The 20,364-nt window shown below is 62.4% G+C and carries 19 protein-coding genes and 1 riboswitch; of the genes, 8 read left to right on the top strand and 11 right to left on the bottom strand.

The genetic code is table 11. The features are described 5' to 3' along the window. Nucleotides 1-48 precede the first annotated feature (48 nt). From mmsA to NKH38_RS16870, 4 genes are all read left to right on the top strand, one after another. Entirely contained in the window at nt 49-1,581 is a 1,533-nt protein-coding gene (gene mmsA / locus NKH38_RS16885) for a multiple monosaccharide ABC transporter ATP-binding protein (RefSeq protein ID WP_027049369.1), read from the top strand. Beyond that, a complete protein-coding gene (gene mmsB, locus NKH38_RS16880) occupies nt 1,578-2,864 on the top strand; it encodes a multiple monosaccharide ABC transporter permease (protein WP_023669637.1) in 1,287 nt (428 codons plus the stop codon). Before mmsA ends, mmsB begins: the two co-directional genes overlap by 4 nt. Before the next feature lie 202 nt (nt 2,865-3,066). Beyond that, nucleotides 3,067-4,062: an AraD1 family protein gene (araD1, locus tag NKH38_RS16875; protein ID WP_352761963.1), complete on the top strand. Its 996-nt coding sequence runs from the start codon at nt 3,067-3,069 to the stop codon at nt 4,060-4,062. Between the two features lie 27 nt (nt 4,063-4,089). Continuing rightward, nucleotides 4,090-4,539 carry a hypothetical protein gene (locus NKH38_RS16870; RefSeq protein WP_031208582.1) on the top strand — a complete coding sequence of 150 codons (450 nt, stop codon included), beginning with the start codon at nt 4,090-4,092 and terminating at the stop codon, nt 4,537-4,539. A 16-nt stretch (nt 4,540-4,555) separates the two neighbouring features. Here NKH38_RS16870 and NKH38_RS16865 read toward each other — a convergent pair whose 3' ends face one another. Together NKH38_RS16865 and NKH38_RS16860 are read right to left on the bottom strand one after the other, a co-directional pair. Further along, nucleotides 4,556-5,326, bottom strand: coding sequence for an ABC transporter substrate-binding protein (locus tag NKH38_RS16865; protein WP_023688688.1), 771 nt, complete (start codon nt 5,324-5,326; stop codon nt 4,556-4,558). A 101-nt stretch (nt 5,327-5,427) separates the two neighbouring features. Continuing rightward, nucleotides 5,428-6,522 carry a 2'-deoxycytidine 5'-triphosphate deaminase gene (locus NKH38_RS16860; RefSeq protein ID WP_023699517.1) on the bottom strand — a complete coding sequence of 365 codons (1,095 nt, stop codon included), beginning with the start codon at nt 6,520-6,522 and terminating at the stop codon, nt 5,428-5,430. Between the two features lie 140 nt (nt 6,523-6,662). Further along, nucleotides 6,663-6,740, top strand: a riboswitch (SAM riboswitch). Between the two features lie 57 nt (nt 6,741-6,797). Here NKH38_RS16860 and NKH38_RS16855 point away from each other — a divergent pair. Beyond that, entirely contained in the window at nt 6,798-7,988 is a 1,191-nt protein-coding gene (locus NKH38_RS16855) for an O-succinylhomoserine sulfhydrylase (protein WP_023669633.1), read from the top strand. A gap of 11 nt (nt 7,989-7,999) precedes the next feature. Here the strand turns inward: NKH38_RS16855 and NKH38_RS16850 are convergent, their stop codons facing one another. Beyond that, nucleotides 8,000-9,151 (bottom strand): ceramide glucosyltransferase, encoded by a 1,152-nt coding sequence (locus tag NKH38_RS16850; RefSeq protein ID WP_352638646.1) that lies wholly within the window; start codon nt 9,149-9,151, stop codon nt 8,000-8,002. Nucleotides 9,152-9,372: 221 nt separating this feature from the next. Between NKH38_RS16850 and apaG the strand changes: the two genes are divergently transcribed. Further along, nucleotides 9,373-9,765, top strand: coding sequence for a Co2+/Mg2+ efflux facilitator ApaG/CorD (gene apaG / locus NKH38_RS16845; protein WP_023681948.1), 393 nt, complete (start codon nt 9,373-9,375; stop codon nt 9,763-9,765). 185 nt (nt 9,766-9,950) lie between these two features. Here the strand turns inward: apaG and NKH38_RS16840 are convergent, their stop codons facing one another. The 3 genes from NKH38_RS16840 to NKH38_RS16830 all read right to left on the bottom strand — a co-directional run bounded on the left by NKH38_RS16840 (nt 9,951) and on the right by NKH38_RS16830 (nt 13,220). Next, nucleotides 9,951-10,982, bottom strand: coding sequence for an Hsp33 family molecular chaperone (locus NKH38_RS16840; RefSeq protein WP_031201668.1), 1,032 nt, complete (start codon nt 10,980-10,982; stop codon nt 9,951-9,953). A gap of 108 nt (nt 10,983-11,090) precedes the next feature. After that, nucleotides 11,091-12,002, bottom strand: coding sequence for an ornithine carbamoyltransferase (gene argF, locus NKH38_RS16835; RefSeq protein ID WP_023669629.1), 912 nt, complete (start codon nt 12,000-12,002; stop codon nt 11,091-11,093). Nucleotides 12,003-12,020: 18 nt separating this feature from the next. Then, on the bottom strand, nt 12,021-13,220 hold the full coding sequence (locus NKH38_RS16830; RefSeq protein ID WP_023730971.1) for an aspartate aminotransferase family protein: 1,200 nt from the start codon (nt 13,218-13,220) through the stop codon (nt 12,021-12,023). Nucleotides 13,221-13,578: 358 nt separating this feature from the next. Between NKH38_RS16830 and NKH38_RS16825 the strand changes: the two genes are divergently transcribed. Beyond that, nucleotides 13,579-14,097, top strand: a complete 519-nt coding sequence (locus tag NKH38_RS16825; RefSeq protein WP_023669627.1) for a GcrA family cell cycle regulator — start codon at nt 13,579-13,581, stop codon at nt 14,095-14,097. Between the two features lie 153 nt (nt 14,098-14,250). On the opposite strand, the gene NKH38_RS16820 is transcribed toward NKH38_RS16825, so the two are convergent. The 3 genes from NKH38_RS16820 to NKH38_RS16810 all read right to left on the bottom strand — a co-directional run bounded on the left by NKH38_RS16820 (nt 14,251) and on the right by NKH38_RS16810 (nt 17,457). Then, a complete protein-coding gene (locus tag NKH38_RS16820) occupies nt 14,251-15,258 on the bottom strand; it encodes a magnesium and cobalt transport protein CorA (protein WP_023692534.1) in 1,008 nt (335 codons plus the stop codon). 95 nt (nt 15,259-15,353) lie between these two features. Continuing rightward, the gene (phoU, locus tag NKH38_RS16815; protein ID WP_023730970.1) at nt 15,354-16,076 is read right to left on the bottom strand and encodes a phosphate signaling complex protein PhoU; all 723 of its coding nucleotides are present in this window, start codon (nt 16,074-16,076) and stop codon (nt 15,354-15,356) included. A 115-nt stretch (nt 16,077-16,191) separates the two neighbouring features. Beyond that, nucleotides 16,192-17,457, bottom strand: a complete 1,266-nt coding sequence (locus NKH38_RS16810; RefSeq protein WP_352761964.1) for an ATP-binding protein — start codon at nt 17,455-17,457, stop codon at nt 16,192-16,194. A 102-nt stretch (nt 17,458-17,559) separates the two neighbouring features. Between NKH38_RS16810 and ppk2 the strand changes: the two genes are divergently transcribed. Then, nucleotides 17,560-18,465 carry a polyphosphate kinase 2 gene (gene ppk2 / locus NKH38_RS16805; protein WP_023669623.1) on the top strand — a complete coding sequence of 302 codons (906 nt, stop codon included), beginning with the start codon at nt 17,560-17,562 and terminating at the stop codon, nt 18,463-18,465. 201 nt (nt 18,466-18,666) lie between these two features. Here ppk2 and NKH38_RS16800 read toward each other — a convergent pair whose 3' ends face one another. Both NKH38_RS16800 and NKH38_RS16795 read right to left on the bottom strand, forming a co-directional pair. Next, the gene (locus NKH38_RS16800) at nt 18,667-19,305 is read right to left on the bottom strand and encodes an acyl-homoserine-lactone synthase (protein WP_023730968.1); all 639 of its coding nucleotides are present in this window, start codon (nt 19,303-19,305) and stop codon (nt 18,667-18,669) included. A gap of 275 nt (nt 19,306-19,580) precedes the next feature. After that, nucleotides 19,581-20,312, bottom strand: a complete 732-nt coding sequence (locus tag NKH38_RS16795; RefSeq protein ID WP_352761965.1) for a helix-turn-helix transcriptional regulator — start codon at nt 20,310-20,312, stop codon at nt 19,581-19,583. Nucleotides 20,313-20,364 lie beyond the last annotated feature (52 nt).

The following is a 20,364-nucleotide window of genomic DNA, read 5'->3' as shown; positions in this document are numbered from 1 at the left end:
CTCAAACCGCAAGCAATTTTGAGCGACATGCAACAGGAGGAGCTTGCCCTGATGACGACGATTTTGGAGATGCGCGACATCACCAAGACCTTCCCCGGCGTGAAGGCGCTGTCGAACGTCAACCTCAGCGTCGAAGAAGGCGAGATCCACGCCGTGGTTGGCGAGAACGGCGCCGGCAAGTCGACGCTGATGAAGGTTCTGTCGGGCGTCTATCCCGCCGGCACATATGACGGCCAGATCATTTTTCAGGGTCAGGAATGCCAGTTCAAAGGTATCCATGACAGCGAACACAAGGGCATCGTCATCATCCACCAGGAGCTAGCGCTGGTGCCGATGCTGTCGATCACCGAAAATATCTTCCTCGGCAACGAAAACGCCCGATACGGCGTCATCGACTGGGATGCCAACGAGGCGCGCACCGCTGCCCTGTTGAAGAAGGTGGGCCTCAAGGAGGACCCCAAGACACTGATCACCAATATCGGCGTCGGCAAGCAGCAGCTGGTCGAGATCGCCAAGGCGCTGAGCAAGGACGTCAAGCTTTTGATCCTCGATGAGCCGACCGCGTCGCTCAGCGAGAAAGACAGCCAGGCGCTGCTCGATCTTCTGCTCGAATTCAAGCGGCAAGGCATGACCTCGATCCTGATCTCGCACAAGCTCAACGAGATCAACCGGGTCGCCGACAAGGTAACCGTCATCCGTGACGGGCGCACCATCGAGACGCTGGCCAAGAAGGATATCTCCGAAGACCGCATCATCACCTCGATGGTCGGCCGTTCGCTAGACGACCGCTATCCGCCGCGCGAGCCCAAGATCGGCGAAGTCGTGTTCGAGGTGAAGAACTGGTCGGTCTATCACCCGCTCCATGCCGAGCGGCAGGTGATCAAGGGCATCGACATCAATGTGCGCAAGGGCGAGGTGGTCGGCATCGCCGGGCTGATGGGCGCCGGCCGCACCGAATTCGCCATGAGCCTGTTCGGCCGCTCCTATGGCCGCCGCATCACCGGCGAAGTGCTGCTCAAGGGCAAGCCGGTCGATGTCTCCTCGGTAAGCAAGGCGGTCCAACACGGCATCGCCTATGTCACCGAGGACCGCAAGACCTACGGCCTCAACCTCATCGACCATATCAAGCATAACATTACGCTGGCCAATCTCGACGGCGTGTCGCGCCACAGCGTGATCGACGACATGCGCGAACTTGCGGTCGCCAACGACTATCGCAAGAAGACCAATATCCGTGCGTCAAGCGTCTATCAGATGACCGGCAATCTTTCCGGCGGCAACCAGCAGAAGGTGGTGCTGTCGAAATGGTTGTTTGCCGACCCTGACGTGCTGATCCTCGACGAGCCGACACGCGGCATCGATGTCGGCGCCAAGTATGAAATCTACACGATCATCGCGCGCCTTGCCTCGGAGGGCAAGGCGATCGTGGTCATCTCGTCGGAAATGCCGGAATTGCTGGGGATTACCGACCGCATCTACGTCATGAACGAAGGGCGCATGGTGGGCGAAATGCCCGCGGCGGAAGCAAGCCAGGAAAAGATAATGCGCGCCATCGTCCGGGGAGAAGGAAAAGCAGCATGAGCACCGAAAGCGCCCCCGCCCCGCAGGGCAACGTCGCCGACGAACAGCGCCCGCGCATCGCCGTCTCGGCGCTGGCGACGAATTTACGCGAATACGGGCTGATCATAGCCCTGATCGTCATCATGCTGTTCTTCCAGTTCACCACGTCGGGGACGTTGTTCAAGCCGGTCAACCTCAGCAATCTGGTGCAGCAGAACTCCTTCATCATCGTGATGGCGCTGGGCATGCTGCTGGTGATCGTATCGGGCTATATCGACCTCAGCGTCGGATCGGTCGCCGGTTTCATCGGCGCGCTGGCGGCAAACATGATGGTCATCTGGCAACTCGGACCGCTGAGCAATCCGCTGGTGGTTTCGATCGTCTGCCTGGTCGCGGGTGGCCTGATCGGCGCCGCGCAAGGGTATTGGATCGCCTATCACCGGATACCGAGCTTCATCGTCACGCTGGCCGGCATGCTGATCTTCCGCGGCATTTGCCAGGCGTTGCTTGGCGGCGGCTCGTCGGTGGGTCCGCTTCCCGACGACTTCAAGATGCTCAGCTCCGGCTTCATCCCGGATGTGATCGGCCCACTGACGCTCGTCCCGCCGGTCGTGAACGCAGCCGGCAAGACCATCATGGGCAGCGGCGTGACCCTGCACATGACGACGGTCGTGCTGGGGCTGATCGCCGTGCTCGCCTATGCCTATTTCGGGGTCCGCACCCGGCGCAAACGAGAACGCCATGGTTATGAGGCCGAGCCCTTCACCCTGTTCGTGGTCAAGACGCTGGTCGCCAGCGCGCTGGCGCTGTTCCTGGTCTATGAGTTTGCCAGCTACCGCGGCCTGCCGGTGGTGCTGCTGGTCATGGGCGTGCTGATCACGCTGTTCGTCTTCGTCACCAAGCGCATGACCATCGGGAGGCGCATCTACGCCATGGGCGGCAATCCCAAGGCGGCGCAGCTGTCGGGCATCAACACCGAGCGGCTGACGCTGATGGTGTTCATCAATATGGGCGTGCTGTCGGCGCTTGGCGGCCTGATCATCGCGGCTCGTCTCGGCCAGGCGGTGCCGGCGGCGGGTCTCGGCTCGGAGCTCGACGTCATCGCCGCAGTGTTCATCGGCGGCGCCTCGGCGATGGGCGGCGTCGGCCAGGTCATCGGGGCAGTCGTCGGCGGCTTCATCATGGGCGTGATGAACAACGGCATGTCGATCATGGGCGTCAATGTCGACTGGCAGCAGGTGGTCAAAGGCCTGGTGCTGCTCGGCGCCGTGATCTTCGACGTCTACAACAAGAACAAGGCCTGACAAGCTTCAGGCGAGGCAAGCAGGAGGCATACGGTCGCGGCGCAGCCGGCAAGTTGTCGGCACAAGAAGTCCCCCGAGGGATGGAGCTCGCGAGCGCAATCCGGACGAAGAGTTCAACCCGTGGCGCGGCGAGGTCCGAGCCGCGCAGGTCAAGGTTTGCCAAGGGGCAACCCGGCCAAGGCACATGAGAGAGGATTTCATCATGCTAATCTCCCAGATCCTCGACGACGCCGAGACCATCCGCGTCGTCGCCCGCAATGGCGGCGGCAAGACCAGGATCATCAACGGCGCCCGCAGCGTCTATTCGCTGGCCATGGAAGCCGCGCGCACCGGAACGGCCCTCGCCGCGCTGATCGAGCGCAAGGGGTTCGGTGAAGCGATAGACCTCGACGCCGTCTACAAGAAGGGCCGGCTGGTGTCCCCGGTCAACCATCCCGATCCTGCGCATCTGCATCTGACCGGCACCGGCCTGACCCATCTCGGCTCGGCGGCGACGCGCGATTCCATGCACAAGAAGCTCAGCGATGGCGGCGAGGAGCAGCTTACCGATTCCATGAAGATGTTCCGCATGGGGCTCGAAGGCGGCAAGCCGGCCAAGGGCCAGACCGGCGTGCAGCCGGAATGGTTCTACAAGGGCAACGGCACCATGGCGGTGGCGCCGGGCGCCGCACTGATGTCGCCGGCCTTTGCGCAGGACGCCGGCGAGGAGCCGGAAATCGCCGGCATCTATGTCATCGGCGACGACGGCGCGCCGTTCCGCGTCGGCTTCACGCTGTCGAACGAGTTTTCCGATCATGTTACCGAGCGGGTGAACTATCTGTTCCTGGCACATTCCAAACTGCGCAACGCCTCGTTCGGGCCGGAAATCCTGATCGGCGACCTGCCGGCCGACGTCAGGGGCTCATCGCGAATCTATCGCGACAGCAATTTGCTGTGGGAAAAGCCGTTCCTGTCGGGCGAAGCGAACATGTCGCACACAATCGCCAATCTCGAACATCATCACTTCAAATATTCGGCCTTCCGCCAGCCGGGCGACGTGCATGTGCACATGTTCGGCACGGCGACGCTGTCCTTTGCCGACGGCATCAAGACTCAGGCCGGCGACGTTTTCGAGATCGAGGCCGCGGATTTCGGCCTGCCGCTGCGCAACCCGCTGGAGATTGAGCAGCCGGTTAAGGTGGCGGTGAAGGCGCTTTGAGGCAGCATCACAATTTGGGAGCCGGAAATGAACGGAATGCGGCTTGTCATTGTGTTCACGGGCGTGGCCCTGTTCCTGACCCAACCGTCGGTGGCCTTTAGCGCCGGCCAGTGCAGCCCGAAGTCCTATCGTGAAGCCCGTTTGGCGATGACGAGCCGTCTTCTGGCAACCGGCTATTCGAAAGCCCAGGTGAGCTTTCTGATGCGCAACACGGATCACATGACATCAGCGCTTCGCAGCGACAGGCTGAACAACAATGGCAAGGTCTGCGGCATCGACTCCGCCAAGGCCCATGTCCTCGGTTGCCTCGACAAGCAGTTGTTCCCGTTGAAGCGCGGCTCAAACGCTTCGCTCGACGAGGTCAAACTGACCGAAGGCTTTTGGGGCAGGAAACGTTTGGCCGCACGCGAACTGCTGTTTATCGGCCATTTTCATGCCTGCCTTGGCGCCGCGAAATCGTATCTCTTTCGCGGCTGACGCCGGCGGACGGGACTCAATAGATATCGAAATCGAAATACTTGGCCTGGATCTTCTTGTAAGTGCCGTCGGCGACGATGGCGTCTATCGCCGCGTTGAGCTTGTCGCGAAGTGCCGTGTCCTCCAGGCGGACAGCGATGCCGGCTTGCGTCTCGGTGCCCTTGACGTCACCGACAAGCTTGCAGCAGCCGTCGCTCGCCTTCTTCAGCCAGTCCATCAGAACGAATTTGTCGGAGATGACGGCGTCGAGACGGCCGTTCTGCAAGTCGGTGATCGCCTCTTCCTGGGTGGGGTAGAGTTTCGCCTCGGCGCCGGCCTTGCCATAGGCGTCCTGCGCATAGTCGGCCTGGGTGGTCGAGGCCTGCGCGCCCACCGTCTTGCCGGCAAGGGCTGCCGGTTCGGTGGAAGTGAGGTCGCTGTCCTTGGGCGCCACCAGCGCCAGCGGCGTCGTGTAGTATTTGTTGGTGAAGGCGACCTGTTTCTTGCGCTCCTCGGTGATGCTCATCGAGGCGATGATGGCGTCGAACTTTTTCGCCTGCAGCGCCGGGATGATGCCGTCCCAGTCCTGGGTGACGATCTCGCACTCGACCTTCATCTGCGCACACAGCGCATTGGCGATGTCGATGTCGAAGCCCTCGATCTTGCCGTCCGCGGTGATGGTGTTGAAGGGCGGATAAGCGCCCTCGGTGCCGATCTTCAATTTCTCCTGCGCCTCAGCCAGCGAGCCGGCCGATATCACCAGCATGGCAGCGCCCGCTGCCGATATGATCCATCTTGAAATCTGCATTTTGGTTCCCCTTGCGCGCCGTTCTCTTGCCGGCCACCGAAAGGCAGCCAAGCATGGTGAGGCAGCGCAGGCAAGTATTTTGCCTGACGGTGATCGAAGGTTCAGCCGGCGGGGCGGAAATGCTTGGAGAGCTTGAGGCCTTGCGCCTGGTAATTCGAGCCGAGATCGGTGCCGTAAAGCGCCTGCGGCCGCTTCAGCATGTGTTCGTAGACCAGCCGGCCGACGATCTGGCCGTGGTCGAGGATGAACGGCACTTCGTGGCTGCGCACTTCGAGCACCGCCCGGCTGCCGGTGCCGCCTGAGGCCGAATGGCCGAAGCCCGGATCGAAGAAGCCGGCATAGTGAACACGGAATTCGCCAACCAGCGGATCGAAGGGCGTCATCTCGGCGGCGTAGAGCGGCGGCACGTGCACGGCTTCGCGGCTGACCAGGATGTAGAACTCGTCCGGGTCGAGCACCAGTTCGCCGGCGCCGCTCTTATAGAGCGGCTCCCAGAAATCGACGGCATCCTGGGCGGCGCGCTTGTCGACATCGACCAAGCCGGTGTGATGCTTGCCGCGATAGCCGACCAGGCCGTTCTGGTCGCCGTCAAGATCGATCGACAGCGCAATGCCGCCGCCGGAAATGTTGGGCGGCTCGGTCGCCACCAGCATCTCGGCGCGGTGCAATTCGTTCAGTTCTGCCTCCGACAACAGCGCGTTGCCGGTGCGAAAGCGGATCTGCGACAGCCTCGATCCGGCGCGTACGACGATCGGGAAGGTGCGCGGACTGACTTCGAGATAAAGCGGCCCGTGATAGCCGGGGGCGATCTTGTCGAACTCATGGCCGCGATCGGTCATCACCCGGGTGAAGATGTCGAGCCGGCCGGTCGAGCTCTTCGGGTTGGCCGAGGCCGACACATTTGCGGGCAGCGCCAGGCTTTCGAGCAGCGGCACGATGTAGACGCAGCCGGTTTCCAGCACCGCGCCCTCGGCGAGACTGAACTCATGCAATTTCAGCCGGTGAAGCTTGTCGGCCACCAGATGATCGGGACCCGGCAGGAAGGAGGCGCGCACGCGAAAAGCCTTGTCGCCGAGCCTGAGATCGAGGCTCGCCGGCTGCACCTGGTCGACATCGAGCGCGCGCGGCGACTTCAGCGCGCCGGACTGAAACAGCGCGGAAATGTCCTGATCGGGAAGAATGCCTGTCTGCCGCAAAAGGCTGGCTCCGCTCCAAGGTCGGTCTCTTTGTGGCAGGTTCTTGCCGCAAAACCGCTGGATATTATTGCGGAACCTGCCTGGTACAAACCTCTTAATGAAGCCGGCAATTGACGCAAGCGCAGGTGAGGTCTAAAGGGTCGTTATCCCGTGGTGATTTGGCCGGTCGGCTTGCAGCCACGTTAAACAAGTCGCTAAAGGACCGTCGGGCCGCAAGGCCATATGGACCGGTTGCGACTTTCGCGGCCGGTTTTTTTGTGTCTGGAACAAAAACGATGAGCACCAAGAAGCGTAACTGGAAACCTCAGACCGCACTCGTGCACGGGGGAACGCTGCGTTCCCAGTTCGGCGAGACGTCCGAAGCGATGTACCTCACCCAAGGCTATGTCTACGAGACGGCGCAGGCTGCCGAGGCCCGTTTCAAGGGCGAGGAGCCGGGCTTCATCTATTCGCGCTATGCCAACCCTACCGTCGACATGTTCGAAAAGCGCATGTGCGCGCTGGAGGGTGCCGAAGATGCGCGCGCCACGGCGTCCGGCATGGCGGCGGTGACGGCAGCGCTCCTGTGCAGCGCCAAGGCCGGCGACCATATCGTTGCGGCGCGCGCGCTGTTCGGCTCCTGCCGCTGGGTGGTGGAGACGCTGGCGCCGAAATACGGCATCGAGGCAACGCTGGTCGACGGCACCGACATCGCCAACTGGGAAAAGGCGGTGCGGCCGAACACGAAACTGTTCTTCCTGGAAAGCCCGACCAATCCGACGCTGGAAGTGGTCGACATCGCAGCGGTGGCGGCGCTCGCCACCTCGATCGGCGCCAGGCTGATCGTCGACAATGTCTTTGCCACGCCCTTGCAGCAGAAGCCCTTGCAGCTCGGCGCCCATATCGTCGTCTACTCCGCGACCAAGCACATTGACGGCCAGGGACGCTGTCTCGGCGGCATCATCCTGTCGGACAAGAAATGGATCGACGAGAATTTGCACGACTATTTCCGCCACACCGGCCCGAGCCTGTCGCCGTTCAACGCCTGGACGCTGCTCAAGGGCCTGGAGACGCTGCCGGTTCGGGTGCGCCAGCAGACGGAAAGCGCGGCCAAGATCGCGGATTTCCTGGCAGGACGGCCGGAAATCGCCCGCGTCATCTATCCCGGCCGCGCCGACCACCCGCAGGCCGACATCGTCAAGAAGCAGATGACGGGCGGATCGACGCTGATCTGCCTCGACGTCAAGGGCGGCAAGCAGGCGGCCTTCGCCTTGCAGAACGCGCTCGACATCGTGCTGATCTCCAACAATCTCGGCGACGCCAAGAGCCTGATCACCCATCCGGCGACCACCACGCACAAGAACCTCAGCGACGAAGCTCGCGCCGAACTTGGCATCGGGCCGGGAACGCTCAGGCTGTCGGTCGGTCTTGAGGATACGGACGATCTGCTGGAGGACGTTGCGCAGGCGCTGAAGGCAGCCGGGTAGGCCGCGAGGCGTCACGCTCCCGACGAAACCTCTTCCAGTTCGGCCGTCTTGGTGCCGATGGTCATGGTGTTGCCGCGCCAGTCGACGGCGCCGCTCAGCCAGCCGCGCGCCCAGATGGCGGGAAGCATCATGTCGCGGACCATCATCGCCGGGACCATGCGCAGCGACAGATGCCAGCCCTTGGCCGCGGCCAGCGCGCATTCGGGAATGTAGGCCGCCGTCAGCACGGCCAACACCGTGGCCGGCAGGCTGATGCCGGCACTTGCGGCCGCCACCAGCGCCAACGCCAACGGCACGGCGACGCCGGTCAGGATCTCGGGTGCGAAAAACAGCGGGAAAGTGACGCGGCGCAACCGCGCCCAGCGCGCCTGACGCGACCAGATGTCGGCAAGTCGGCGCTGCCCCAGTGGTTGCTCGAAAGGCGAGGCAACGAGATTGACGCGCAGGCCCAGTCCGTTGACCAGCTTGGTTGCAGCAGCATCCTCGGCGATCTCGGCGGCCAGCGCGCGGATACCGCCACTGGTATCGAGCATCGGTTTGTTCCACAGCATGCTCTTGCCTTGGGCAAAGCCGAGACCGAGCGCCTCGCCGGCATATTGCCAGCGCGCCTGCAGCGTGTTGAGGAACGCGCATTCGACCTCGGCCCAAAAGCCATCCGGCCGAGAGCCGATCGGCGTCGAGCAGATAAGCCCGGTATTGGTCCGCCAGGCCGCCATCAGGTGCTGGACGTAATCCCTTGGCATCAGCACGTTGGAATCCGCCAGAATAACCCAATGATAGCGCGCCGCTTCCCAGCCCTTGACGCAGTTGTTGAGCTTCGGGTTGCTGCTGACGCGGTCGTCGCCGATCAGCAGCCGGGCCGGCACGTTGGGAAACAGGACGATCGCCCTGTTTATCAGTTTGACGACGGGATCGTCGGCGTGAGCGACGCAGAAGATCAGTTCGTAGCGCGGCCAGTCGAGCGAGAAGGCTCGCTGCAGCGTCTCTTGTGTGAACGGCTCCACGCCGCGCGACGGCACGACGATCGAGACCGGTGGCTGCTCGCCGGACGGCGGAGGGATAAGGCGACGCGCTTGCAGTTTCGACGAAGCAAGCAGGATGCTGGCGAGATTGGAAAGAAGCAAAGCGGAGGAAGCGAAGGCGGCTGTGAGAGCTAGTTCCATCGAGATCTGGTCACTCCGGAAAGGCCGCTCGCGGCTGCTTTGTCAGTCGACAGATGGGCCTTGAGTCGCCGGCAAGGTTTGCGCACACCAACATTGTCATGTGTCACTTAAATGACATTGTTTGTCGGCACTGCGCTTTGAGGCTGGCAGGACATGCCGCTCTGCGCGTATCAAACCGCATGGCGCGACAAATGTTCCCTGCTGCGCAACCGGAGCAGCCCATGTACCGCGCCGTCACGCGCAACATCGAAGTGCAGGTCAGACCGTTCTACCTGGAGGACCGCTCGGACCCGGCGGAGAACCGTTATGTCTGGGGCTACCAGGTGACGATCGACAACCAGTCGGACGATTTCGTGCAGCTTATGTCGCGTTACTGGCACATCACCGACGGCAGCGGCCGGATCGAGGAAGTGCGCGGCGCCGGCGTGGTCGGCGACCAGCCTGAGCTCAATCCCGGCGACAGCTATCAATACACGTCAGGCTGCCCGCTCTCGACGCCCTCCGGCTTCATGGTCGGCCACTACACCATGCGCAACAAAAAGGGCGAGACGTTCGACGTCGCTATTCCCGCGTTTTCGCTGGATCTGCCGGGGACCCGACGGACGGTGAATTAGGGGTTTTCTCCCCGTCACTATACGGGGAGAAATGCCCGGCAGGGCAATGAGGGGCAGCGCCAGAGTCATGAGGTTATCTTCCACGCACATGACCTAGGCTATGCGCGGCCATTCACCAAAGTTCGCGCTGCCCTCATCCGCCCTTCGGGCACCTTCTCCCCGTGAACGGGGAGAAGGAAGAGATGCTACTGAGTTGCAAACTCCGCCGGGTCGAAGTCGTACTGCTTCGAGCAGAACTCGCAGGCGACGTGGATGCCGCCATCTTCGGTGCTGTCCTTGATCTCCTGCGCGGAAAACCCCTCGAGGATGCCGCGTATCTTGTCCCTTGAGCAGGAACATTGGTCGGCGACCGGCACGCCGCCGAAGACGCGCACGCCATGTTCGTGGAACAGCCTGTAGAGCAGCCGCTCGGCGCCGATGGTCGGGTCGATCAGCTCGGTCGGCTCGATGGTGCCGAGCAGCGCCACCAGCTCGCGCCACGAATTGTCGGCCGGCTCCTGCGTCACGTCACGCGGATCGCCGTCGCCGCCCGAAATGTCGGGCACGCGCATGCGCTCGGGTGACTGCGGCAGGAACTGCGCCAGGATGCCGCCGGCGCGCCACTGCTCACGAGCGCCGCCGGGACCTGGCGTCAGCAGCTTGGCCACCGACAGCCTGAGGTCGGTCGGGATCTGCTCCGACTGGCGGAAATAGGTGCGCGCGGCGTCTTCCAGCGTCTCGCCGTCGAGCTGGACGATGCCCTGATAGCGCTGCGTGTGCGCGCCCTGGTCGATGGTCAGCGCCAAAACGCCGCTGCCCAGCAGCGTCTGCTGCGAGGTCTGGCCTCCGGCCACCAGGGCCTCCAGCCGGTCGGCGTCGAAACGCGCATAGGCGCGCAATGCCGAAGGCGTGGAGAAATCCGCGACCAGCATGTCGACCGGCCCGTCGGTGCGGGTCTGCAGGATGAACTTGCCTTCGAATTTGAGCGAGGTGCCGAGCAGCACCGTCAGCACACAGGCTTCCGCGAGCAGGCGGGCGACCGGCTCGGGATAGTCGTGACGGTTGAGGATGGCGTCGAGCATCGGCCCGAGTTGCACGGTGCGGCCGCGCACGTCGAGCGGGCCGACCTCGAAGGGTACGACATGATCGTCGCCGGCATAGCCGAACTCGCCGAGTTTGGGGTGATGTTCAGTCACTTGATGCGTTTCCAACATGACAAAGCTCCAGGGCGCGGCCATGCGGCCCGGAGGGGTGCATGCGTCCAAACGCGCTTGATTTGCGTGATGCGGCGCAAATAGGCATCACGCCGCCCCGGATCAAGCGCTTCGAGATCAAGCGCCTGGAGATCAAGCGCCCAGACACCAGGCCAAAACCGCCTTCTGGGCGTGAAGCCGGTTCTCGGCTTCGTCGAAGACCACCGAATGCGGACCGTCGATGACCTCGTCGGTCACTTCCTCGCCGCGGTGCGCCGGCAGGCAGTGCATGAACAGGGCGTCGGGCTTGGCCCTGGCCATCAGCGCCGCATTGACCTGATAGGGCGAGAAGACATTATGGCCGCGGGCGCGGTGTTCCTGGCCCATAGACACCCAGCAGTCGGTGACGATGCAGTCGGCTTGGTCGACGGCCTCTTCGGGCGAGCGGGTGAAGTGCAGCTTGCCGCCATTGGACTTCGACCAGTCGATGTGCTTTTGCGCCGGCTCGCTGCCTTCCGGCACTGCGACGTTCAGGTTGAAGCGGAACCGCGCCGAAGCTTCGAGCAGCGAATGCAGCACGTTGTTGCCGTCGCCGGTCCAGGCGATGGTCTTGCCGGCAACCGGACCGCGATGCTCCTCGAAGGTCATGATGTCGGCCATCAGCTGACAGGGATGGGTGTCGTCGGTCAGCCCGTTGATGACCGGAATCGTGGCATTCTCGGTCAGCTCGAGCAGCCGCTCATGCGACGTGGTGCGGATCATGATGGCGTCGACATAGCGCGACAGCACCTTGGCGGTGTCGGCAATGGTCTCGGAGCGGCCGAGCTGCATTTCGGTGCCGGTCAGCATGATGGTCTCGCCGCCGAGCTGTCGCATGCCGACGTCGAAGGACACGCGCGTGCGCGTCGACGGCTTGTCGAAGATCATGGCCAGCACCTTGCCTTCGAGCGGTTTGGTCCGTTCGCCGGCCTTGAGGCGCGCCTTGCGCACCACCGCATCGTCCAGCATCAGGCGCAGATCGCCTTCGGAAACGGCGGAAAGATCGGTGAAATGGCGAAGGCTCATCGGGAATGGTTCTCGGGATTACTTCGCGGCGGCCGCGGCGATGGCGTCGGTCAGGCCCTTGGCGGCGGCGCGGATGCGATCGAGCGCTTCGCCGATCTCGGCGTCGGTGACGGTCAGCGGCGGCAGCAGACGAATGACGTTGTCGCCGGCCGGCACCGCCAGCAGATGCTGGTCGCGCAGCGCCATGTTGACCTTGGTGTTTGGCATGGCGCATTTCAGGCCAAGCATCAGGCCGCTGCCCCTGATGCCTTCGATGACATCGGGAAATTCGTCGGCGACCGCCGCCAGGCCCTGCTTCATCAGCAATGCCTTGCGCTGGACGTCTTCAAGGAAGCCGTCTTCCAGCACGACGTCGAGCACAGCGTTGCCGACCGCCATGGCCAGCGGATTGCCGCCGAAAGTGGTGCCATGCACGCCTGCCGTCATGCCGACGACAGCGTCGTCGGTGGCGAGGCACGCGCCCATCGGAAAGCCGCCGCCAATGCCTTTGGCAATCGCCATGATGTCGGGCGTCACGCCGGTCCATTCATGCGCGAACAGCTTTCCGGTGCGACCGATACCGCACTGGACCTCATCGAAGATCAGCAGCAGGCCGTGCTGGTCGCAGAGCTGCCGCAGCCGTTTCAAGGATTGCGTCGGCACCGGGCGGATGCCGCCCTCGCCTTGCACCGGTTCGATCAGGATCGCGGCGGTCTCTGGTGTGATCGCCTTTTCGGCGGCGTCGATGTCGTCGAAGCCGACCTGGTCGAAGCCTTCGACCTTGGGCCCAAAACCTTCGAGATATTTGTACTGGCCGCCGGCGGCGATGGTCGCCAGCGTGCGGCCGTGGAAGGCGCCTTCGAAGGTGACGACCCGGAAGCGCTCGGGATGGCCCTTGACGAACTGGTAGCGCCGCGCCGTCTTGATCGCGCATTCGAGCGCCTCGGCGCCGGAATTGGTGAAGAACACCTTGTCGGCGAAGGTGGCGTCAGCCAGCCGCTCGCCGAGCCGGGTCTGCCCCGGGATCTCGTAGAGATTGGAGACGTGCCAGAGCTTGGCCGCCTGTTCGGTCAGCGCCGAGACCAGATGCGGATGGCTGTGGCCCAACGAATTGACCGCGATGCCGCCAGCGAAATCGAGATATCGCTCGCCCTTGTCGGTAACCAGCCAGGTGCCTTCGCCATGATCGAAGGCCAAAGGGGCGCGGGCAAAGGTCTCGTAAAGCGCCGAACCGCTCATTATATGCGTCTCCGGTACCGGAAAAATCAAAAAAGCCGCCAAAGCGGCGGCCTTTGCGGCTTATCGTGTTTTTCGGCCATGAAGTCAACGAAAACGTCGTGCAGAGGCGCGTGGCCAGCTCCCGACGAGACGCCGGTTCATAAGCGACCGGGCAAGTTGGGGAAAACCTAAAAAACCGATTCGTGTTGCACCTGGGACTCTTGTCACCGAGTCAACACATGAGGTAATTGTAGTCGGGAAATAACTAGATTTCGTGCGGCGGACCTAATCACCTAATATATGTGGTGTCTGCCCCGGCAAAGATTGCCGGGTCGGGAACGGATTCCGGCTGCCGCACACATAGCAGGAGCGCGGTCTCATGAACTGGACTGACGAGCGGGTCGAACTTCTCAGGAAACTGTGGTCGGAGGGCTTGAGCGCAAGCCAGATCGCCGCACAACTCGGCGGGGTCAGCCGCAACGCGGTCATCGGCAAGGTGCACCGGCTGAAGCTGTCGGGCCGCGGACGCTCGACCGCGACGCCGGCGCGTCAGAAGAAGACAACGCAGGGATCTTCGATCCAGAAATCGGTGCCTCGCGCCGCAACCACGCAGCGCCATGTCACGACTTCGATCGGGGCGAACGCACTGCAGGCGCAGTTCGACGCCGAGCCAGTGGCGCGCCACTACATCCGCCCGGTCGAAAACGTCGTCGTGCCGATCTCGCGGCATCTGCAGCTCACCGATCTCACCGAGCGCACCTGCAAATGGCCGAATGGCGATCCGCTATCGGAAGACTTCAACTTCTGCGGCAACGAGGCGGCTGAAACCGGACCTTACTGCAAGTACCACGCAAGGGTGGCGTTCCAGCCGGCTTCAGAGCGGCGCAGGAGCCGGTAGTTAGGAATAGGGATTGGGGACTGGGCAGTAGGGAATGGGGTAGCGCTCGTGAGGCGCCACCTTATTCTGCCTACTGCCTACTGCCTACTGCCTACTGCCTACTGCCTACTGCCTACTGCCTACTGCCTACTGCCTACTGCCTACTGCCTACCATCACAGCCACCCACTCTTCCGAAATCGCCAATACAAAAACGAGCAGATCAGCGCGATCGAGACCAATACGACGGGATAGCCGTATTGCATCTTCAGTTCCGGCATGTCGTCGAAATTCATGCCGTAAATGCCGGCGAGCGCCGTCGGCACCGCCAGGATCGCGGCCCATGAGGCCAGCTTCTTGGTGTTCGCGGTTTCCTGGCTCTGGCCGACCAGCAGGCTGGCTTCGAAAGCGAAGGCCAGAACCTCGCGCAGGCTGTCGATCTTTTCCTGCACGGTGCGGATATGGTCGGTGACATCGCGAAACAGCGGATGCATTGCGGTATGGATCTGCGGCAGTTCGGCGCTGGTCAGCCGGCGGCAGACCTCGACCAACGGCAGCGCCGCATTGCGCAGGCGCAACAGATCGCGGCGCAGCATGTAGAGCCGCTCGATGTCGGGACCGGTCATCGGCTTCAGCAGCACCCTGTCCTCGATCGCCTCGACCTCGTCCTCGATCTGCTCGAGCACCGGCATGTAGTTGTCGACGATGAAGTCGAGAATGGCGTAGAGGACGAAATCCTCGCCCTTGGCCAGTGAGTGCGGACAACTTTCCCAGTGCTGGCGCACGGCGGCGTATGAGGTCGAGGGACCATGCCTGACGCTGACGATATAGCCTGAGCCGACGAACAGATGCGTCTCGCCGAAGGTGACGCGTCCGTCGATCAGCTGTGCAGTGCGGGCAACGATGAACAGCGCATCGCCATATTGCTCGATCTTCGGCCGCTGGTGCGGATGTTCGGCGTCTTCGATCGCCAGTTCGTGCAGATGAAATTGCGCCTTGACGCGCAGCAGAAGCTCGCGGTCGGGTTCGAGCAGCCCGATCCAGACGACATGGCCCGACTTCTTGGCCCATTCGCCGGCTTCCTCGATCGGTATGTCGGCGATGCGCTTGCCGGCGGTGTAGACGCTCGACGCGATGATGCCGGACGATGCCGGCGCCGGCTTGAACTCTCGGACATATTCCATCGCAGCCTCCTGAGCGCCTGGCCTTGGCCAGGAACCGAGACGCTAACATCCGGGCAGTTTAGCGCAATATGATTAAGCGTTCGAGGGGCGCGCGATCACTTCACCGGCAGCGCCGGCAGGGCAACCTTGTCGGTCTTGTCGCCCTTGGGACGCTCGGCCGGCAACTGCTCGCCGGTAACGATGTAGTAGATCGTCTCGGCAATGTTGGTGGCGTGGTCGCCGATGCGCTCGATGTTCTTGGCGCAAAACAGCAGATGCGTGCACGGCGTGATGTTGCGCGGATCTTCCATCATGTAGGTCAAAAGCTCGCGAAACAGCGAGGTGTACATGGCGTCGATCTGGTCGTCGCGGTCGCGAACGAAGCCTATTTTCTCGACCGAGCGCGAGGCATAGACGTCGAGCACTTCCTTGAGCTGGGTCAAAGCGAGTTCGGCCAGCGCCTCGAGGCCACGAAACAGGCTGGTCGGCTGGCGGCCGTCAATGACGCTGACCACCCGCTTGGCGACGTTCTTGCCGAGGTCGCCGACCCGTTCGAGGTCGGCCGAAATGCGGATGGCGCCGACGATCTCGCGCAGATCCGTCGCCATGGGCTGGCGCTTGGCGATGATGACGATGGCTTTGTCGTCGATTTCGCGCTGGCCATCGTCAAGCACGATGTCGTCACGAATGACCTTCTGGGCGAGGCCGGGATCGGCATTGACCAGCGCCTGGATCGCCTGCTCGACCATGCGCTCGGCATGGCCGCCCATCGCAGCGATGCGCTTCGCCAGGTATTTCAGCTCTTCGTCATAGGCGCTGACAATGTGTACGGACTGCATGGGCGAAATGCCTTCCTTAAATCTTTGGCCTTTTGAGTCGTTTTCCTCGACCCTGTGCTGATACGCTAGCCGGATGACAGAAAGAAGAAACAGGCAGTAAGCAGATAGTACCGCCTCAGCCTGCCGGCAAATGGACCGTGAACGCCGCGCCCTTGCCAACTTCCGACTTGATCGAAAGCCGGGCGTTGTGGCGCGTCAGAATATGCTTGACGATGGACAGGCCAAGACCGGTGCCTTTCTGGGTGCGGCTGCTCTCCACGTCGACGCGATAGAAGCGCTCGGTAATGCGCGGTATGTGCTCTTCCGGGATGCCCGGGCCATAGTCCCTGATGGTTACATCGATGCCCGGTTCCGGGCCGGCCTCGCCCCGCGCGATCGACACCGTGACGCGTCCGCCAGGCTGGCCGTATTTGCAGGCGTTTTCCAAGAGATTCTCGAACACCTGGAACAGCTCGTCGCGGTCTCCGGGCACGTCGAGCGGCCCCTCGGCGTAGTTGCGGTCGATGACGACGCCGTTCTCGCTGGCGAGCGGGCCCAGTGAATCGATGACGCTGTCGATGGACTGGCGCAGATCGACCTCGGTTCCTGGCCTCAGGTAAGGCTTCATTTCAAGCCTCGACAGCGACAGGAGATCGTCGATGAGGCGCGCCATGCGGCCGGTCTGGTTCTGCATGATCTGCAGGAACTGCTCGCGCGCCGCCGGATCGTTGCGGGCCGGGCCGCGCAACGTCTCGATGAAGCCCGAGATCGAAGCAAGCGGGGTGCGCAACTCGTGGCTGGCATTGGCTATGAAGTCAGCGCGCATGCGGTCGATACGGCGCGTCTCACTCTGGTCCTTGAATACCAGCACATAGAGATCGGTGGCGTGGCCGACCGAGGACGCGCTGACCCGGTAGGCCCGTTCCACCGGCAGCTTCTCGGTGTAGTCGACGGCATCCGAGGCGACGGTTCCCGACAGCACGCGGTCCAGCAATGCCTGCATTTCCGGCGCGCGGAATTTTAGCGACAGCGACAGGCCGGGCGCGATACCGACAAAGGCGGCAAAGGCGGCGGCATTGGCGTGGACGATGGTGGCGGTGCGGTCGAAGATGATCAGCGGATCGGCAACGGCAGCCGCAAGATATTCGCCGGAAAGCCGCTGCAGCCCGCTCGCCTCGACCGTGGTAATGGTCTCAGCAGACCGGCTGGCGCCACCGGTTGGCAGAAGCGCGGCGGCCAGCAGCACCGTCAACGCAGCCAGGACGACATAGGCGGAGATACCGGCAAACCCATATACGGCCATGATGGCGATCGCACCGGCGGCAAGCAGCCATCGGCTGTTCCACAGCCGGCCGGCGACGGCCTGCCCCGTGGTTGTCCGCTCTGCGCCGGTGTCAGCCATTCGTGCTTTCCGTGCTTCTGCGCCGGTCCCGCCGAAACTTCCGCTGGACCGGGTTTGAGGCCCCCCATAGCATGAGTCCGCAAGCTGGAAAGGTTCGTCTCGATGAAAAAAGCCAAGGAAAGTCCCGCCGCAGAGCCGGCAAAGGGGCCGCTGAAGATCAAGGTGGACGGCAAGGAGCGGGAGTTCGACATCGAAAACCCCGAGCTTCCCAGCTGGATCGAGGACCACAAACTGACCGCAGGCGACTACCCCTACGACAAGAAAATGAAGAGCGAGGAGTATGACGAGACGCTGGAGCGGCTGCAGATCGAACTGGTCAAGGCGCAGGCCTGGCTGCAGGCGACCGGCAGCAGAGTGATGTCGCTGTTCGAGGGGCGCGATGCCGCCGGCAAGGGCGGCACCATCTCGGTGCTGCGCCAGTATCTCAATCCTCGAACCGCGCGCAACGTGGCGCTGACCAAGCCGACCCCGACCGAAGTCGGGCAATGGTACTACCAGCGCTACGTCGCCCATTTCCCGACATCGGGCGAATTCGTCACCTTCGACCGTTCCTGGTACAACCGCGGCGGCGTCGAGCCGGTGATGGGCTTCTGCACACCGGAACAGCATGCAAAATTCCTCGACGAGACGCCGCATTTCGAGCGGATGATCTCCAATGAGGGCATCTATTTCTTCAAATTCTGGCTCAACATCGGCCGCGAGACCCAGCTCGAACGGTTTCACGACCGCCGCTGGTCGCCGCTGAAGAACTGGAAGTTCTCGCCGATCGATATTGCCGGCATCACCAAATGGGACGACTACACCAAGGCGCGCGACCAGATGGTCGAGCGCACGCACAAACAGTTCGCGCCCTGGATCATCGTGCGGGCCAATGACAAGCGACGCTCGCGGCTGGCCGTCATGCGGCGCATCCTGTTGTCACTGCCCTATGATGGGCGCGATCTAGACGCCATCGGCAAGGAAGATAAGAAGATCGTCGGCGAAGGGCCGTCGTTTCTCGAGAAGTAGAGACTGGCCTCGATAGGCAGAGGCTGAAATTACAGAGCCCACCCCCACACGGAGGTGGGCTCTGTGGCCATTGTCTAAAGCGCATCGCATTTGAACGGATTCACGCGACGCGCTTTAGGTCTTTGTTTCATGCATGTCGTTCTCTCAAAACCGGGGCCACTTTGAGCGACATGCATTAAAGCGCGTCGGGTGAAGACAGTCTCACGACGCCTGCCGCATGCCGAGCATGTGGGGGGTGCCCCTGGCCAACACCGGGGCGTGATGGTTGCGGCGCGAGCGCACGACATCCAGCGTATGCTCGTTGAAGGTCAGCAGTGTGGCGACGACCTGCTGGTTGCCATAGGTGCGCTGGTAACCGAGCGGCGTCGCGAGGAAGTGCAACTGCAGCGTCCGCAGCACCCACACCGGCTCGACCTCGATAATGACCTGATCGACATTGCGAGCAAGGCCCCATTCGACGAAGCCGGCGATCAGTTCGGTGCCGACCGTAGACACGCCGCGCTTGCCATCGCGAAAGCCTGGCGCCACCGCGTAACGGGTTAGCTCCCAGACATTCGGTCCCGAAGGGCGCTTTCCCTCGCAGAGTTCCGGCATCACATCGCTAAGGAGATGCGGCCGTGTGGTCGGCAGCATCCGATGATAGCCTGCAAGCTCGCCATTGCGTATGACAAGGTGGTGTTCGGCCTCATCATGGTCGAATTGATCGATTTCGAGGCCGTCCGGGCGATCGAGATCGGTCCACCGCATCTCATCGACGAAGACCTTGTGACGCAGGCGATGGACGGCCTCCCATAGGTCGGGACGTTCCATCAGTTGTTGAGTGGTAAGGGAAAATAGCATTAGCCGTCTCCTGGGCTTAAGAGGAAGATACGGCCGGGCTTTCCCGAAAAAATTGCGCGAAGGTGTTGGCAAGGATTTCCAGGCTGCCACAGCCGACATGGCTAATATAGCTGCGTCTAAACGCCTCCGCGATGGCGTGCACCCTGTTGGCGACGCCGAGTCTGCTTTTGGCGTTAAGAAAGCATTAGCCGTCTCAAGAGGACGACAGGGGCCGGTCTTTTCTGAAGATATGACGCCAACAATGCGGCCATAAATTTCGGGCCGCCAGAACCGGCCTAGCTGATATAGCCGTGCCTGACTGCTTCGGCGACTGCCTGCACACGGTTGGCGGCGCCTAGTTTGCTCTTGGCGTTGAGAAGGTGTTTCTCAGAGGTATGCTCCGAGATGCCGAGGATCTGCGAAATCTCCCACTCGGATTTTCCGACCGCCGCCCATTGCAGGCATTCGCGCTCGCGCGGCGTCAATTCAATGTGATCGATAGATTTGCCGGCCGTCGTTTGAAGCTGCATGGCGCGGCCGATGGCATAGGTGGAGGCCAGCGAGACCATTGCGAATTCGGCTTCGGACAGTTCGACCGCCTCACCGCCCAGCGAGACCAGCGCGATCTGGCCTTCGAGCGTGATCAGCGGGAAGGCGAGGCCGTCACGCAGCTTGAACTGGCGGGCGTCGCGCATTACCTCGGCGCTGCTCTTGTCGGCGGGCATGCTTTGAACGGCATCGCGCCATTGGAATGGCGCCCGAAACTGCTTCAAATGGCTGACGACCGGATCGTGGTCGACGTAGTTGCGCGATAAGTAACGCTCCAGCCATTCGCTAGGCCAATCGCAGAGCAGCACATGGTCCTTCGTCTGGCTGCTTGGTGTACCGGGCTGCGGCACCGTTGCGCCTATCAGGGCCGTCAATCCGAAATTCGAGGTGACACTAAGTAGCTGCTCGCACACCGCAGCCGACGTGTCGGCACGCTGCACCCGGTCAATATATTCAAGTGTCCGGTCAAAATAACCCATCGCAACATCTACCCCATGTTGCCTACCGCTCTTGAGACCGATGCTACGTGCC

The organism is Mesorhizobium sp. M1078 (assembly GCF_040318615.1).
Classification (GTDB): Bacteria; Pseudomonadota; Alphaproteobacteria; order Rhizobiales; family Rhizobiaceae; genus Mesorhizobium.
This window is presented reverse-complemented; position numbering and strand designations above follow the sequence as displayed.